The organism is Bacillus sp. JH7, assembly GCF_001563515.1.
In the GTDB taxonomy this organism is placed as follows: Bacteria; Bacillota; Bacilli; order Bacillales; family Bacillaceae_G; genus Bacillus_A; species Bacillus_A cereus.
In genome coordinates this window covers 437,829-454,764 of the sequence record NZ_LPUS01000022.1, presented here as the reverse complement: position 1 = coordinate 454,764, position 16,936 = coordinate 437,829, and the positions used below count along the sequence as shown (strand labels likewise).

The window sequence follows — 16,936 nt, the reverse complement described above, 5'->3', positions numbered from 1 at the left end:
CACACATTATGAAATAAAGGGATGATTAGTTTTGAGTACAGGTGTAAAAGCAAACGACGTGAAGACAAAAACAAAAGGAGCAGATCTTGTTGTTGATTGTTTAATTAAACAAGGTGTTACACATGTTTTCGGTATTCCAGGAGCAAAGATTGACTCTGTATTTGATGTATTGCAAGAAAGAGGACCAGAGTTAATTGTTTGTCGTCATGAACAAAACGCAGCATTTATGGCAGCTGCTATTGGTAGATTAACAGGGAAACCGGGCGTATGTCTTGTAACTTCAGGACCAGGGACATCAAATTTAGCGACAGGTCTTGTTACTGCGAATGCGGAGAGTGATCCCGTTGTTGCTTTAGCTGGTGCAGTACCGCGTACGGATCGATTAAAACGTACGCATCAATCTATGGATAATGCTGCACTATTCGAACCAATCACAAAATATAGCGTAGAAGTAGAGCATCCTGATAATGTGCCAGAAGCACTTAGTAATGCATTTCGAAGTGCGACTTCCACAAATCCGGGAGCTACTTTAGTAAGTCTTCCGCAAGACGTTATGACTGCGGAAACAACTGTAGAGTCTATCGGTGCGCTTTCTAAGCCACAGCTTGGAATCGCTCCCACACATGATATTACATATGTAGTAGAAAAAATAAAATCAGCGAAATTACCAGTTATTCTACTTGGTATGAGAGCGAGCACAAATGAAGTGACGAAAGCTGTTCGTAAATTAATTGCGGATACAGAACTTCCTGTTGTTGAAACATATCAAGCAGCTGGTGCGATTTCACGTGAGTTAGAAGATCATTTCTTCGGCCGCGTTGGATTATTCCGTAACCAACCAGGTGATATTTTACTAGAAGAAGCAGACCTTGTTATTTCTATCGGTTATGATCCAATCGAGTATGATCCAAAATTCTGGAATAAACTTGGCGACAGAACGATTATTCATCTTGACGACCATCAAGCAGATATCGACCATGATTACCAACCAGAGCGTGAATTAATTGGTGATATTGCCTTAACGGTAAATAGCATCGCGGAGAAATTACCGAAACTTGTATTAAGTACGAAATCAGAAGCGGTATTAGAACGATTACGCGCGAAATTATCAGAACAAGCAGAAGTTCCGAACCGTGCTTCGGAGGGTGTTACGCATCCACTTCAAGTGATTCGTACACTTCGTTCTTTAATTAGTGACGATACAACTGTTACATGTGACATCGGTTCCCATTCTATTTGGATGGCGAGATGTTTCCGTTCTTATGAACCACGTAGATTATTATTTAGTAACGGTATGCAGACGTTAGGTGTTGCACTTCCTTGGGCAATTGCTGCTACTTTAGTAGAACCAGGTAAAAAAGTAGTTTCCGTATCAGGTGACGGTGGTTTCTTATTCTCAGCGATGGAGTTAGAAACGGCGGTACGTTTAAATTCTCCAATCGTCCATCTTGTTTGGAGAGACGGCACATATGATATGGTTGCATTCCAACAAATGATGAAATACGGCAGAACATCAGCTACAGAGTTTGGTGATGTTGATCTTGTTAAATATGCGGAAAGTTTCGGGGCGTTAGGTCTTCGTGTTAACACGCCTGATGAATTAGAAGGGGTATTGAAAGAAGCACTAGCAGCAGACGGCCCTGTCATTATTGATATTCCAATTGACTATCGTGACAACATTAAATTAAGCGAAAAATTATTACCAAACCAATTAAACTAATGGAGGCAGATTTGAGATGACTGTTGCGCAATTAATTGATATTGATGCAAAAAAAACGAAAACGAGTAATGAAGTATATCAAACATCTACAATGCTTGCGCTATTAGATGGTATATATGATGGTGTAATTAGCTTTGAAGATTTGAAAAAACATGGTGATTTCGGCATCGGCACATTTGATCAATTAGACGGTGAAATGATTGCATTTGATAATGGATTTTATCATTTACGTTCAGACGGTTCAGCGGAAAAAGTAGAGCCAGAAGAAACAACGCCATTTGCAACTGTAACGTTTTTTGAAAAAGAAATGAGTTATACGGTAGAGCGTTCGATGAATCGTGAAGAAGTTGAAGCGTTATTACATGAATTAATGCCAAGTAAAAACTTATTTTACGCTATTCGAATGGACGGTACGTTCCGTGAAGTAAGAACGAGAACTGTTCCAAGACAAGAAAAACCGTATACACCACTCGTTGAAGTGACGAAATCGCAACCAATCTTTTCGTTTGAAAATACAGAAGGTACGCTTGCTGGATTTTGGACACCAGATTACGCACAAGGTATTGGGGTAGCTGGATTCCACTTACATTACATTGATGATGAAAGAAGCGGAGGCGGACATGTTTTCGACTATGTTGTAGAAAACTGCACGATCCAAATTTGTCAAAAAGCTCATATGCATTTAGCACTTCCAGAAACAGCAGATTTTATGGCGGCTGAATTATCAAGAGAAAACTTAGAGGATAATATTGCAACTGCGGAAGGTGCGGAGTAAAAGGAGAAGACTGTTCCACTTTGGAACAGTCTTCTTTTATTTGTCGGTAAGTCGATATCGTTTATTTCTTTGAAACAAACGGATGTCCCTCATAATAAAAACGCCACGGATAATGTACAGCTTCTTCTGCATAGTCGATATTAATACGAGGTCCTGCTGTTATTTTATATTGTAATGATATGTGTTCTTCTTTTGGAACTAATTCAATATGTAACGTATCACTTTGTAACGATACACCGCGTTCTTTTAAAGTGATGCCAAGTGCACGGCATAGTTTGCCAGGACCGTTCGTTAAATTTTTGTACTGCGCTTTTGTAATTTCTGTCTTATTGTAGCGCGCTAGTTTTATTTCTTCTATTCCATCTACCGGCTCAAGAGCTCGAATGAGAACACCTTGCGGGGTGCCCACTGGCGCTGTAATAACGTTAAAGCAATGATACATACCGTAAATTAAATATACGTAAGCATGCCCTGGTGCACCAAACATAACTTCTGTGCGATCTGTTCGTCTGCCTCCGTAACTATGTGCGGCCTTATCATCTGGGCCTTTATATGCTTCTACTTCTACAATGATTCCGCTTCGCTTTATTCCGTCTACAATATGAACAAGTTTTTGCCCGAGTAATTTTTTTGCGACTTCTAACGTATCGCCTTCATAAAAGGAAGGAGGTGCCTGCATTGTACTATCTCCTTTACTAAGTGTATATGTATATAGTAAACCAAATTTTCAGTAGTAATTCTAACTCGTTCTATTTATCGGGTTTATTTCATAAATTATGGATAGAGTACAACAGCGAAGAGGGGGAGTGCGACATGATTTATCGCTTACTAGCTCTTAATATAGATGGGACACTACTATACAACAATGGAAAAATTGCAAAAGGATTAAGAGAAACAATTGAATTTGTGAAAAGAAAAGATGTATACGTTACGTTATTTACGAGTCGTAATTTTCAATCCGCTCATAAAGTAGCAAAGGCGTTAAAATTAGATTCTATATTAGTGACACATGGTGGTGCTTTCGTTTCAGCAACGTTAGATAAGCCGTACGTTCAAAGAAGATTATCTGAAGAGAAGACTTTTAACATTGTGCAAGTGTTAGAGCACTTTGATTGTAACGTACGTATTTCTCATGAACGGTTTTCAATAGGAAATCGTGAGAGAAATACACCAAACTTAATTGCGCGCACTGTATTATCAAGCGCAGATCCGTTATTTTATCCAGTTCAATTTGTAGATTCGTTAGGTGACGCGCTTCGTGACCATCCGGTAGCAGCGCCAAAAATTGATGTTCTTTTCCAAAGTAAAGGTGAAAAAGAAAGAGGACTGAACACATTAAGAAAAGCATTTCAAGATGTAGAGTATGTTGAATGTGATTCAAAACGAATAGAAATTTTACCGCAAAATGTATCAAAGTTACGTGGATTACAATTGCTTGGAGAGCATTTAAATATTTCGCTAAATGAAATGGTTGCGATTGGAGATAGTATGGAAGATTTAGAGATTATTGAAAACGTGGGACTTGGGGTAGCAATGGGGAACTCGCCTGTAGAATTAAAGCAAGCAGCAGATTGGATTACACGTTCAAATAGCGAAAACGGTGTAGAGTATATGATTAAAGAGCATTTCCGTAAGCAATTCCCGCTTCCGTTTTTGAAGAATCATAAAAATACACCGAAACGATGACAGAAAAACGTAGCTTTTTGGCTACGTTTTTTTGTTTATCTTATTAAAAACAGTGAAAGCGTTTTAAAATATGAATTGTGTATGAAATCTATACAATTCACTTGAATCCTTTAGAAAACTAATGTAAAGTGAATGATGTTGCCAAAATAGTTACACCACATGAAATATTCTTCAGATTAATTTTATTGGGCTCCCATACGTAAAAGTATTTCCGCATGACAGTTTAGTTCAAGTATTATTTCAAAAATGAATTGTAGCAATCTTATTAAGTAGTTGTAGTGTTTCTTTGTTTTATTTAAATGGATTATTTTAAGTTAATGTGAGTAAGGTTTGGTACATATGATATGTACTTCTTTTTGTGGTTTTAGGAAGTTTAAAAGGGGGAATGAATTTCTTGAGGAAATCATTTAATCAAAAAATTAAAAAGTTAAGTAGTAGTTTAATAGTTGTATTACTAATATGTATGAATTTTTTAATCCACTTACCATTTAAAGCAGAGGCAGCTACAACAGAATTAAAAGGTTTAGGTGATGTATCTTATTACAATGCCATCATTTTTGGAGATCATAGTGCAACGAGTGCGGATATTGAAGGTGCGATGGCTGTTCAGAAAAATATGAACGCATCAAGTTATACAGTCGTAGCGGCTGCAACTGGAGCAAATAACTTAGCTGGAGCAACTTGGGTAGATGAAGGATATCCATCATTATTACTAGGCGGTCAATTTACGAAAGCGGGAGCAGGACAAGTAATTATTCAAGATGGAACAGTGGCGATGACAAAAGACGGTGACCCAGATGGCGCAATGAAAACATCATATGACCGTATCTCTTATAAAGAGCAAGCGGAGATTGATGCTAAGTTTAAAGAATTTAGAAAAGACGTTGATGGTGTAATCGGGGATGCAAGTAAACTACAGACTGATAAGCCAAAACCTAATATGAGCTTTGGCATCGGTGAAGATTTAAATAACCCTAATATTTATGTCTCTTCAGGCCAAACTGGAAAGAAAACATTTGATGTAAAAGACGTTTTTCTTCCGAATGTAGAGAATAAAGACTTTATTGTTATTTATTCAGATGCAGAAGAAGTGAGTTTTGGTGGCGGTGCAATTTTGTATGATACAAGAAATACTGGGATGGCGACGGATTTAATTAATACATCTCAAGCATACGATCCTAATTCATCTTTTACTGAGTTAGCTAGTAAGGTAATTTGGGTATTTCCTAATGCTACAAAGATAACAACTAAAGGTTATGGTGTAGTAGGTAGTGTGTTTGCACCTAATGCAGTTGTAGAAACAAAAGGTGGTTCTATTAATGGACAAGCCTATGTTGGAGGATTACACCAAAGAGATGGTTTTGAGGTTCATAACTTTAAATTTAACTGGCCAAAGTGGAATAAACCAGCAGTTGAAAAAGGACATTTACAAATTAAAAAAGTTGATGAAAAAGATGAAAATATTGTTTTAAAAGACGCAAAATTTGATGTTATAGACAAAGATAATAACGTTGTGGCTACTGTTACAACAAACGAAAAGGGTATTGCGGAAGTTAAAGATTTACCACTTGGTGACTATTTTGTAAAAGAAATAAATGCACCAGAAGGATATATAAAAGTTGATACACCAGTCAAAGTAACAATTGATAATACAAACGTAATTGAACTTGTTATGAAGAATACGAAAAAAGTAGAGAATGGCCAATTTAAATTATTGAAAAAAGATAGTGAATCTGGTCAACTTCTACCAGGTGCAAAATTTGATGTTATCGATAAAGATGGGAAAGTTGTGGAAACGATTGTTACAGATGATAAAGGTGAAGCCTTATCGAAACAACTTCCAGTTGGAAGCTATATATTAAAAGAAGTAGAAGCACCGAAAGGATATGAATTATCATCTAGTTCAGTTTCTGTTGATGTAGAGGCTAATAAAATAGTGACTGTAGATGTGGTGAATAAAAAGATCTCCGAAAAAGTAACGGGTCAATTTGAAATCGTGAAAGTAGATGCGGAAGATAAAACGAAAGTATTATCAGATGCAGAATTCGAAGTGTATAAAGATGGTAAAAAAGTAGATACGTTACGAACAGATAAAACTGGTAAAGTAGTTTCTCAGAAATTAGAACCAGGAACATACACATTAAAAGAAACGAAAGCACCACAAGGATATAAATTGTTAAAAGAAGAAATTGAAGTCGTTGTGGAAGCAGACAAAGTAGTAGAAGTACAAGTAGAAAATGCGAAAGAACTAGGAAGCTTACAAGTAATCAAAAAGGATGCAGAGAGTGGAAAAGTTCTAGCAGGTGCAGAATTTAAATTAAAGAACGAAGCTGGTCAAGTAGTTGGAGAAGCGAAAACAACGAATAAAGACGGTGTTGTGAAATTCGAAAACTTAGTGCCAGGAAAGTACACGTTAGAGGAAACGAAAGCGCCGGAAGGTTATAAAGCGCTAGAAGTGACAGTAGAAGTGAACGTTGTAGCGAACGAAGTAGTAAAACAAGAAGTCATGAATGAAAAAGTAATGGGTCAATTCGAAATCGTGAAAGTAGATGCGAATGATAAAATGAAATTGTTATCAGGTGCAGAATTCGAAGTGTATAAAGATGGTAAAAAGGTAGCAGAACTAAAAACAGATGAGAGTGGAAAAGTGATGTCACCGAAATTACCGCTAGGTGAATACACAGTGAAAGAAACGAAAGCACCAGCGGGCTACAAGCTTTCAAATAAAGAATGGAAAGTAACAATTCAAAACGAGAAAGAAGTAGTAAAAGTAGAGGCAGAAAACGAAAAAATCTTAGGTTCTCTACAAATTATTAAAATGGATGATAAAGATCAAACGAAACGCTTAGCAGGCGCACAATTTACATTGAAAGATGCGAAAGGAAATGTTGTAAAAGAAGGAATTACAACAGATAAGTCTGGAACGGTTAAAGTAGACGGACTTGTGCCAGGTGAATATACGTTAGAAGAAACAAAAGCACCAGAAGGTTATGAGTTAACAAAACAAATAATTCATGTAACAGTTGACGGTGAAAAAGTTGTTGATGTAAAAGTAACGAACAGTAAGAGCCTTGGTCAATTCGAAATTGTAAAAGTAGATGCGGAAGATAAAACGAAAGTATTATCAGATGCAGAATTCGAAGTGTATAAAGATGGTAAAAAAGTAGATACGTTACGAACAGATAAAACTGGTAAAGTAGTTTCACAGAAATTAGAGCCAGGAAAGTACACATTAAAAGAAACGAAAGCACCACAAGGATATAAGTTGTTAAAAGAAGAAATTGAAGTCGTTGTGGAAGCAAACAAAGTAGTAGAAGTACAAGTAGAAAACGCAAAAGAACTAGGAAGCTTACAAGTAATCAAAAAGGATTCGGAGAGTGGAAAAGTTCTAGCAGGTGCAGAATTTAAATTAAAGAACGAAGCTGGTCAAGTAGTTGGAGAAGCGAAAACAACGAATAAAGACGGTGTTGTGAAATTCGAAAACTTAGTGCCAGGAAAGTACACGTTAGAGGAAACGAAAGCGCCGGAAGGTTATAAAGCGTTAGAAGTAACAGTAGAAGTAAATGTTGTAGCAAATGAAGTAGTAAAACAAGAAGTTATGAATGAAAAAGTGAAAGAAGAAATTACAGGTCAATTAGAAATTACAAAGGTAGACGCTAATAATACAAATAAAATATTAGCAGGCGCAGTGTTTGAAATTTGGAAAGACGGAACAAAAATCGACACATTAACAACAAACAAGAGCGGTAAAGCGACTTCTAAGAAGTTAGAACCAGGAGATTACACTTTAAAAGAAATCCAAGCGCCAGAAGGATATACTTTATCCGATAAGGAAATAAAATTTACGATTTCTAATGAAAAAATTGAAGTTGTAAAGCTTCAAATTACAAATAAAAAAGATACAGAAAAAGGTCCGGAAAAACCAGGTGAAGGAACAGAAAAGCCGGGTGAAGGAACAGAGAAGCCAGGTGAAGGAACAGAGAAGCCAGGTGAAGGAACAGAGAAGCCAGGTGAAGGAACAGAGAAGCCAGGTGAAGGAACAGAAAAGCCAGATGAAGGAACAGAAAAGCCAGATGAAGGAACAGAGAAGCCGGGTGAAGGAACAGAAAAACCAGGTGAGGGAGTAGAAAAACCTAATTTACCAGAAAAAGGACAAGGTTCTTCTAATAATCAACAACTTCCAGCTACAGGACACAATACGAATTACGTTCCATTCATCGGTTTTATGCTTCTGCTATTAGGCATACGTTTAAGATTCATGGCTAAAAATAGCTAAAAGATGTATAAAAGGCATCAGAGATATATAATCTCTGATGCCTTTTAAGTGAATACAGATAAAATGAAAATATCTATATGGAATGATAAATATGTTAAGCTTCAATTACGCTAAGCATTCTGTTTATAAATGCAGCTGCGTGTGCACGTTGTGATGGTCCTTTTGGTACGAATTGATTAAATTCATTACCTTTTACAATTCCATATCCATACACTCTTTGCACTTCTTCTTTAGCGTAAATTAAGTTTTGGTCTACGAATGGTAGTTCAACTTGTTTTGCAAAAATACCAGCGTGTTTTAGAGAACGATCGATCATAATAACAGCTTCTTCGCGTGTAATTGTAGTATTTGGATCAAATGTATTATCACCACGTCCGCGGATTATACCTGCGCTTGCTGCACGATTAATACCGTCTCTTAACGATGGGTGTACTTGTTCTAAGTCTGTGAAATTAGCATTTCCACTTGGTAATTGTAAAGCACGAGTAATTAGTGTAGCAAATTCAGCACGCGTTACAAGACGTTCTGGGAAGTACTTGCCGTTCCCTTCTCCTTGCATAATGCCTCTAGCTGCTAATTGACGAATGTCTTGTTCATACCATCCACCTGTAATGTCATCAGTTACGGGATTTTTTTGATTTTCTTTATAGTATGTTTCAGTTCCTTTTAAGAAAGCATCCCATTGTCCGCGTTGAATCATAAACGCAGGGCAGTTTTTTCCTGACCAAAATTGGTGTTTTTGGACCTTATCTAGAGAAATATTTAAGTCGTTCATTAAATAAGCTGCCAATTTACGGGCATTTTCTACCGCTTTTTCATAGTTTCCATCTTGATTAACGGCAATTTCAATTCCGATAGATTCATAGTTTCCAGTTTTATTTCCAGCATGCCATCCAACTTCATTTACTGGAAGATGTTGATAAATTTCTTTATCATCTACTGTGAAATGCCAAGATGCGGCGCGATCAGCTGTTCCGCGTGCTTGATTATCTAAGAATTTTGCATGATTTAGAGCATTGGCACCCTTCGCTGTATTAGCTGTTTCGTGAATCGTAATATATTTAGGTACCATCGGGTAGCCAGGGCGAATATCGTCATTTCCTTTTGGGACAATCATTTCTTTAAATGTAACGCCATAAATATTGTTTGTTTGTAGAGCTTCTGGTGATCTCAATAAACTATTTTTAGCAGTACGACTGTTTTTTAATAATGAAGCTTTTGTACCTTCAAATGTAGCAGAAGGTGCATAAATCCATTTTGTTGTTTCATTTATTTGGACTTTAAACCAATTTCCAGCTTGTTCAGTAGGAGTTATGACTTGTGGCTGTAGTTTCCCTTCTTCTTTAAATGATTGGAACGGAAGGGCATGTATGGAAGCTTCTTCTTTTACGATTAATTTTTGATTAGATAGTTTATGAATCTCTTGAACTTCTAAGCTATTATCATTGTTATCTATCCATCCAGCGCCAGTTGGCGTCGTTATGTAATAAGCATTTCCTTTTTTCTTTGTCGCCGTTACGACTTGTTCTGTAATCTCGATATTCGATTTGTTTTTTAAATCATTCGCGGTATATAATGACTGTTTTTTTGAAGTGTATAGTAGGAATTGACCAGTAACCTCGATATCTTCTTCATGAGTACTATGCTCATTAACATGCTCTTTAATACTTTTAAAAACTTGATCTTCCGTATATACTTCAGCGGATTTTTCAGCACTCTCTGCAAATGAATAAGTAGGTGCAAGAACAGTTTGTAATGCAAGAGAGAGAGTTAAAACACTATAAAATTTCTTTTTCATATTTTTTTTAACACATTAGATTATGGAATCTAGTGTTAACATTCCTCCTTTTTATATTGTATTTTCACTATGTATCGATTTTAGTACTAATAAATTTTAACAAGAGAAAATGATGATGTCTATATACAGGAGCGATATTCATAAAAAGAATTATTTGAAAAAATGTAAGAGAAACAGGTAAAACCTTCTGTATTGACCTGTAAACGCCCTTCAAGTAAACTAAAGAGAGTTTGCAAATGAAAAGGTGATAATGTTGTTAATTTCAATTAAAACGTTACAAGATGATCGTTTTTTACGTCCGCTACAAAATATTGGCGGCTTATTTTTTGAAGATAGTACGATTGGATTTGAACAAGAGGAAGCGAATCTTATCGTTGATATACACATTGAGGATAATGTGAAAGCATCCGCTCGATTAACGGATGTTAGCACAGGAAATGTGTATGAAGAAACATTCTCGAAAGATTTATCTGCTTTCACAGATGAAAAAGAGCGTATGAAGCAAGTGAAACACGTTGTTTCTTATGTATATCTTTCTGTTCTTCAGCAGTTAACTGGTATTGAACAAAGCTGGGGTATTTTAACGGGAGTACGTCCGACGAAACTTCTTCATAAAATGCTTCAAAATGGTATGTCAAAAGAAGAAGCGCATCAAGAGCTTCGTGAAAGTTATTTAATTCATGAAGAGAAAATTGAACTTCTTCAGCGCATTGTTGATTGCCAATTAGCAGTTGTTCCAGATTTATACCGTTTGAAAGAAGAAGTAAGTATTTATATCGGTATTCCGTTCTGCCCAACGAAATGTGCATATTGTACATTCCCGGCTTATGCGATTAATGGACGCCAAGGGTCTGTTGATTCGTTCTTAGGTGGTTTACATTATGAAGTTCGTGAAATTGGTAAGTTTTTAAAAGAAAAAGGTGTAAAAGTTACGACGATTTATTACGGCGGAGGTACACCTACAAGTATTACAGCAGAAGAGATGGATATGCTGTATGAAGAAATGTATGAAGCGTTCCCAGATGTGAAAAATGTGCGTGAAGTAACAGTTGAGGCAGGTCGCCCAGATACAATTACGCCAGCAAAGCTAGAAGTGTTAAATAAATGGAACATTGACCGTATTAGTATTAATCCACAGTCATACCATCAAGAGACACTAAAAGCAATTGGACGTCATCATACTGTAGAAGAAACAATTGAGAAATACCATTTAGCTCGTGAAATGGGAATGAACAATATTAATATGGACTTAATTATTGGTCTTCCTGGTGAAGGGTTAGATATCTTCAAGCATACGTTAGATGAAACAGAAAAGTTAATGCCAGAATCATTAACAGTTCATACGTTATCATTTAAACGTGCTTCTGAAATGACGCAAAACAAACGTAAATATAAAGTAGCAGGTCGCGAAGAAATTACAGCGATGATGCACGAAGCAGAAGAGTGGACGCAAAAGCATAATTACGTACCATATTACCTATATCGTCAAAAGAATATTTTAGGTAACTTAGAGAACGTTGGTTATGCAATGCCGACGCAAGAAAGTATTTACAACATTGTCATTATGGAAGAAGTACAATCAATTATCGGACTTGGTTGTGGTGCATCAAGTAAATTTGTTCATCCGAAGACGGGAGCAATTACGCACTTCGCAAATCCGAAAGATCCAAAATCATATAACGATGGCTTTGTGAAATATACAGAAGATAAACTGAAAATTTTAGAAGAGCTATTTGCATAAGAAGAAAGAGGTTGTTCCGAGTTGGAACAACCTCTTTTTATCCTGCAGTAACGGGCGGTCCGATTATATCTTGTCAGTTTTTGTCGGTAAGTCGATATATTCGAAAAATCGCTGATATAATTCGAGTTGCGCTGATATATTTTGAAAATCGCTGATATATTTCAAGTTACGGTCGATATATCTGGAAAATCGCCGATATAATTTCATTTACCGTCTAGCGGTACCGTATGTAAAACTATGTCGATAATAATCAGAAAAATTAGTCAAATCATTAAAGGACAATGTCTACTTATGGACGAAATGATAGATTTATGAAAGAGAAAAGGGGGAAATTGTTGGCATGTACATGACGATAGGGAGAATTTTTGATTTATCAGTTGGTAAGTATCCGAATAAAGAGGCGTTAGTGGAACCTGAAAAGAATATTCGCTGGACGTATAAACAGTGGGATGAACAAATAAATAAAACAGCGCACGCTCTATTAGAAGACGGAGTAAGAAAGGGAGATACGGTATCTGTTTACTTATATAATTGCCGTGAATTTGTAAACGTTTACTTAGCCTGTGCGAAAATCGGAGCGATCTTTAACCCGATTAATTTCCGCTTAAAGGCGAAAGAAGTATCTTATATTCTTCAGGACGCATCCTCGAAAGTCGTTGTCTTTGAAAAAGCAGTTGAGTCAACTGTTGCTATAATTGAAAGAGATTTTCCAAATACATCTTTTTGGTCTATAGAAAACGATAAACCTTCCTATGCAAGTTCCTACCATGAAAAAGTGAATGCAGCATCTTCTGAGAAAGTAAATATCGAAATTGATGAAATGGATTATTGTTCAATACTTTATACGAGCGGTACGACAGGTCATCCGAAAGGCGTATTACATCGTCATCGCGAAATGACTGAGCATAGTATGATTTGTACGTATTTCCTTAAATATAATAGAGATAGTGTAGGGCTTGTCGTTGCGCCTTTATATCACTGTGGTGAATTAAACGCTGGAATCATACCACGCATTCAAGTTGGCGGAAAGAATGTTATTTTGCATCATTTTGATACAGAAACAGTATTACATACGATTCAAGAAGAAAAGATTACGACGTTCTTTGCAGCGCCGACAATGTGGAATATGTTGTTGCAAAAAGATTTAGCTCAGTATGATTTAACTTCGATGAAGATTGGTATATACGGCGGAGCAGCAATGGCACCGGCGTTAGTAAAAGAATGTAAAGAACGTCTTTATATTGATCTTGTTCAAATATACGGAATGACAGAAATGGGGCCAGTTGTTGCGTTTCTCGTAGAGGAGGATCAAATTACGAAAGCTGGTTCAGCAGGCACGCCATGCTTTAGCCATGAAGTTCGTATTGTGAAACCGAACGAGGATGCACCGGCAGAACCAGAGGATGTATTACCTCCTTATGAAGTGGGAGAAATTATTTTGCGCGGCCCAACTATGATGGCTGGCTATCATAATCGTGAAGAAGCGAATAAAAAATCGATGTATAAAGGATGGTATCATTCGGGTGATCTAGGCTATTTTGATAAAGACGGTTATTTATTCGTTGCTGATCGCGTTGATGATATGGTAATTAGCGGTGGCGTAAATATTTATCCTCGTGAAATTGAAGATTTCCTTCATAGTCATCCAGGTATATTAGATGTGGCCGTACTTGGTGAGCCAGATGAATTATGGGGAGAGCGTGTTGTGGCGGTTATTGTGAAGAAAGATGAAACAATAACAGAAGCTGATTTAGAAACGTATTGCAAAGAAAGTGATGAACTAGCAGATTATAAACGTCCGCGTCATTATTTATTTGTAGATGAACTTCCTCGTAATGCGAGCGGGAAGTTGCAGAAGTTTGTGCTGAGGGAGTCATTGAAAGGTGCGAAAAAATAAAAAATGAAGGATACCCCATATCTATGGGGTATCCTTCATTTTTCTGTATTAAACAGAAGAAACAATATCTTTGTTAATTCTCGTTTCTTCTTGGTGAAGGTTAATTAGTGCATTTGAAATAAGGTGGAAAAACAAAATGGATGTAATGTCCAAAAAGAAAAGACACCTTAAGGTGCCTCTCTCCGACTTGAACCATTTCATTTCATACGAATCTATCCGTATTACCATTACCCCTTTGTTATGAGTGTAAACACATACTATAAAGCAGAATCGTCTATATACACTAGATTGTTAGTTCACAAAAGACAAGAGATTTGAGATCAATATTGAAGTGACGCCACATCCCCTATAATAATTGATATGTTACGCCTTTTAAAAGAATCTGCTTTATAGAACGTGCCCACAAGTTATATTTTACTACATGTAATATTCATTTAGTGTATTTTTTGATGAATATGTATAATTACATAAACTGTATGAAAAAAAGAGAGTATACTCTGATGTTGTGTAATAAAGATAAAGCCCGCCTACGGAATAGGGGGCTTTTCTTACTTTTTATAAATATTTATTCCAATTATATTATCAGATGAGTCTAAACGAATATAAACGTCAGCTGATAAAAGGTGTGCATTATATATTCTTTGTTTATATGTTGATATCTCGAAGCGTTTTCCATTTAATTCACATTCTAGAATAATCATATCGCCATGTTCTTTCCAATTTATTAATTTAGCAGTTGTATTCATATAAACCTCCTCTGAATCATTTTATGAAAATTAGTAGAGATAGTGTGAGAAAGGAGTTTATATAACAAAAAAAGACACCTTAAGTGTCTTCTTTGATTACTATAAAAGTCGTTGAATGAAATAGGTTTCTATTTTTATTTGCGTGAAAAGCCTTCTTCATCAAGGTATTCCGCAGCTTCTGGATAAGAGTTGAATGTACCGTCTAAGTTTACACCAGCGTACACGTTCCACATGTCATCCTCTGAAATAAGAGTAAGAATATGACCATCTTCGTTCTGCCATTCTTCTTCTTTCGCAGGTTCTACAGGTGCTACTACCTCTTCTTGTGATAGAAGGTCAATTGATTTCTCGATTACTGAACGTAACTCCTCTGCTGAAAACTCACGGATGTTAACCATGCCTTTATCATCTGTTTTATAACCTTTAATACCGCTTGCATATACAAATCCATTTCCATTTGGGTGTAAATGAAATACAACGTTCTTTTTATCTAAACGACTTTCTTCAAAGTGGAAGTTTACACGTTTTAATGATACGTTCTTTCTTTCTAGTTCTGGGAAAGATTCAATAATCGATAATTTTTCTTCAAAAGTTAGCATAGTGCCTCCAAGTATATAGTAAAAGATTTAATTTGTTCATTATAGCATAGTTGCAATTGTTTCCAAAGATAAGGGGAAAACTTTTCGTTGAATACGTTTACGTCACGAGAATGTAAAAAGTGAGCTAACGAATGTATCTTTTTAGGTGTACAATGGAACATGGACTTTATACAAAGGTGGTTTTTTTATGTTTCAAAAAATAGCAAAGGAATGTTTAGCAGGATTTACTGTTGCGATTGTTGCGTTACCACTTGCGATTGCATTTGGTATTGCCGCGACAGGAACGTCTGAGGGAGCGCTTGTTGGATTGTATGGTGCGATTTTTGCAGGTTTATTCGCAGCGTTATTTGGCGGGACACCTGGGCAAGTAACAGGGCCAACTGGACCAATTACCGTTATTGCAACAGGAGTTATTGCGACGCACGGGTTAGAGGCAAGTTTTATTGCCTTTATGATGGCAGGGTTATTTCAAATTTTATTCGGTGTATGTAAGCTCGGTTCTTACGTTCGATATATTCCGTATCCTGTCGTTTCAGGATTTATGAATGGTATTGCATTAATCATTATTTTAGGCGAAATAAAGCACGTACAAAATAGTTTTTTACTTGTTGTGTTAACGATTATTGTAATGATTGTTTCTGGCAAATGGATTAAGGCGATTCCGTCTAGTTTAGTAGCACTAGTCGGTGTGACAGCTTTGCTTCCTTTATTTTCTTCTCTACTCGAAGGACTTACAGTAAAGTTACCGATTATCGGAAATCTTTCACTAAATAAAGTAATTGAAAAGATTGGAACCATTCCAGAAGCGATACCTACGCTTCATATTCCATCTTTAAGTGGAACAGGAATAGCAGCACTTATTTTACCAGCGCTTAGTATTGCTTTATTAGGATCGATTGACTCGTTGTTAACATCGGTCGTAATGGATAATGTGACAGGTACACGTCATAAAAGTAATAAAGAGCTCGTTGGACAAGGTATCGGTAATATGATGAGCGGATTGTTTGGCGGATTAGCAGGTGCAGGTGCGACTGTAAGGTCTATCGTGAATATAAGAAGTGGCGGTAAAACGGCACTTTCGGCATGTATGCATAGTGTTATCTTATTTATTTTTATTATGGGTCTTGGTTCGGTCGTACAATATATTCCACTTGCTGTATTATCAGGTATTTTAATTTTAACTGGTATTGGAATGTTCGATTGGGGAAGCATGAAAAAGATGCATGTCGCTCCTAAAGGTGATGTCGTTGTTATGCTCGTAACGATGATTGTAACGGTGAAGTTCGATTTAATGATTGCTGTTGCCTTCGGTATTATTCTTTCGTTCATCATATATATGGTGAAATGTAAAGAACGTAAAACTTCTATCGTAAAAGAAAAAGAAGAAACGTACACAATTCAAGGGCCGCTCTCTTTCCTATCAGTAGATCGTATTTTCTCTACTTTACAAGATGTGAAGTCACCGGTTGTTTTACGTATGAAAGATGTGCGTTATATGGATGTATCAGGAGCTATGGCATTATTAAATTTTGTTGAGCAATCAAATAAAGTAGGAGCAAGTGTAAAGCTTGAGCAAGTACATCCGAGTATTGAAAAAACAATCGCAGTAATGGCAAGCGATGAACAGAAAGAGCAATTGAAAATCTTAAGTGTTTAGATAGTAATTAGAATATCTCACAATTTTACATAAATTATAAT

General features: G+C 36.4%; 11 protein-coding genes. 7 read left to right on the top strand and 4 right to left on the bottom strand.

Features of this window, described 5'->3' with window-relative positions; translation table 11 throughout:
- Nucleotides 1-31: 31 nt before the first annotated feature.
- Both alsS and alsD read left to right on the top strand, forming a co-directional pair.
- Nucleotides 32-1,720: an acetolactate synthase AlsS gene (alsS, locus tag AU379_RS22790; RefSeq protein ID WP_000103523.1), complete on the top strand. Its 1,689-nt coding sequence runs from the start codon at nucleotides 32-34 to the stop codon at nucleotides 1,718-1,720.
- 16 nt (nucleotides 1,721-1,736) lie between these two features.
- Nucleotides 1,737-2,495 (top strand): alpha-acetolactate decarboxylase, encoded by a 759-nt coding sequence (gene alsD, locus AU379_RS22785; RefSeq protein WP_000215027.1) that lies wholly within the window; start codon nucleotides 1,737-1,739, stop codon nucleotides 2,493-2,495.
- Nucleotides 2,496-2,556: 61 nt separating this feature from the next.
- Here alsD and AU379_RS22780 read toward each other — a convergent pair whose 3' ends face one another.
- Nucleotides 2,557-3,174: a DNA-3-methyladenine glycosylase gene (locus AU379_RS22780; protein ID WP_001148796.1), complete on the bottom strand. Its 618-nt coding sequence runs from the start codon at nucleotides 3,172-3,174 to the stop codon at nucleotides 2,557-2,559.
- Between the two features lie 134 nt (nucleotides 3,175-3,308).
- Here AU379_RS22780 and AU379_RS22775 point away from each other — a divergent pair, with 134 nt between their 5' ends.
- Both AU379_RS22775 and AU379_RS22770 read left to right on the top strand, forming a co-directional pair.
- Nucleotides 3,309-4,181, top strand: a complete 873-nt coding sequence (locus AU379_RS22775; RefSeq protein WP_000640418.1) for a Cof-type HAD-IIB family hydrolase — start codon at nucleotides 3,309-3,311, stop codon at nucleotides 4,179-4,181.
- A gap of 394 nt (nucleotides 4,182-4,575) precedes the next feature.
- Nucleotides 4,576-8,457: a SpaA isopeptide-forming pilin-related protein gene (locus tag AU379_RS22770; RefSeq protein WP_061139753.1), complete on the top strand. Its 3,882-nt coding sequence runs from the start codon at nucleotides 4,576-4,578 to the stop codon at nucleotides 8,455-8,457.
- 94 nt (nucleotides 8,458-8,551) lie between these two features.
- On the opposite strand, the gene AU379_RS30365 is transcribed toward AU379_RS22770, so the two are convergent.
- The gene (locus tag AU379_RS30365; protein WP_061139752.1) at nucleotides 8,552-10,255 is read right to left on the bottom strand and encodes an S-layer homology domain-containing protein; all 1,704 of its coding nucleotides are present in this window, start codon (nucleotides 10,253-10,255) and stop codon (nucleotides 8,552-8,554) included.
- A 250-nt stretch (nucleotides 10,256-10,505) separates the two neighbouring features.
- Here AU379_RS30365 and AU379_RS22760 point away from each other — a divergent pair, with 250 nt between their 5' ends.
- Nucleotides 10,506-11,996 carry a coproporphyrinogen III oxidase gene (locus AU379_RS22760; RefSeq protein WP_001999181.1) on the top strand — a complete coding sequence of 497 codons (1,491 nt, stop codon included), beginning with the start codon at nucleotides 10,506-10,508 and terminating at the stop codon, nucleotides 11,994-11,996.
- A gap of 340 nt (nucleotides 11,997-12,336) precedes the next feature.
- Nucleotides 12,337-13,893 (top strand): fatty acid--CoA ligase, encoded by a 1,557-nt coding sequence (locus tag AU379_RS22755; protein ID WP_000281979.1) that lies wholly within the window; start codon nucleotides 12,337-12,339, stop codon nucleotides 13,891-13,893.
- A 548-nt stretch (nucleotides 13,894-14,441) separates the two neighbouring features.
- Here the strand turns inward: AU379_RS22755 and AU379_RS22750 are convergent.
- The gene (locus tag AU379_RS22750) at nucleotides 14,442-14,639 is read right to left on the bottom strand and encodes a hypothetical protein (protein WP_001098258.1); all 198 of its coding nucleotides are present in this window, start codon (nucleotides 14,637-14,639) and stop codon (nucleotides 14,442-14,444) included.
- Between the two features lie 134 nt (nucleotides 14,640-14,773).
- Complete coding sequence (locus AU379_RS22745; RefSeq protein WP_000954998.1) at nucleotides 14,774-15,238, bottom strand: hypothetical protein; 465 nt, start codon at nucleotides 15,236-15,238, stop codon at nucleotides 14,774-14,776.
- Nucleotides 15,239-15,425: 187 nt separating this feature from the next.
- Between AU379_RS22745 and AU379_RS22740 the strand changes: the two genes are divergently transcribed.
- Nucleotides 15,426-16,895, top strand: coding sequence for a SulP family inorganic anion transporter (locus tag AU379_RS22740; RefSeq protein WP_000486650.1), 1,470 nt, complete (start codon nucleotides 15,426-15,428; stop codon nucleotides 16,893-16,895).
- Nucleotides 16,896-16,936: the final 41 nt, after the last annotated feature.

What these genes read in the sequence shown, in the direction of transcription:
- alsD (WP_000215027.1), top strand. Translation starts at nt 1,737, where the DNA reads ATGACTGTTGCGCAATTAATTGATATTGATGCAAAAAAAACGAAAACG.
- AU379_RS22780 (WP_001148796.1), bottom strand. Translation starts at nt 3,174, where the DNA reads ATGCAGGCACCTCCTTCCTTTTATGAAGGCGATACGTTAGAAGTCGCA.
- AU379_RS22775 (WP_000640418.1), top strand. Translation starts at nt 3,309, where the DNA reads ATGATTTATCGCTTACTAGCTCTTAATATAGATGGGACACTACTATAC.
- AU379_RS30365 (WP_061139752.1), bottom strand. Translation starts at nt 10,255, where the DNA reads ATGAAAAAGAAATTTTATAGTGTTTTAACTCTCTCTCTTGCATTACAA.
- AU379_RS22760 (WP_001999181.1), top strand. Translation starts at nt 10,506, where the DNA reads ATGTTGTTAATTTCAATTAAAACGTTACAAGATGATCGTTTTTTACGT.
- AU379_RS22755 (WP_000281979.1), top strand. Translation starts at nt 12,337, where the DNA reads ATGTACATGACGATAGGGAGAATTTTTGATTTATCAGTTGGTAAGTAT.
- AU379_RS22750 (WP_001098258.1), bottom strand. Translation starts at nt 14,639, where the DNA reads ATGAATACAACTGCTAAATTAATAAATTGGAAAGAACATGGCGATATG.
- AU379_RS22745 (WP_000954998.1), bottom strand. Translation starts at nt 15,238, where the DNA reads ATGCTAACTTTTGAAGAAAAATTATCGATTATTGAATCTTTCCCAGAA.
- AU379_RS22740 (WP_000486650.1), top strand. Translation starts at nt 15,426, where the DNA reads ATGTTTCAAAAAATAGCAAAGGAATGTTTAGCAGGATTTACTGTTGCG.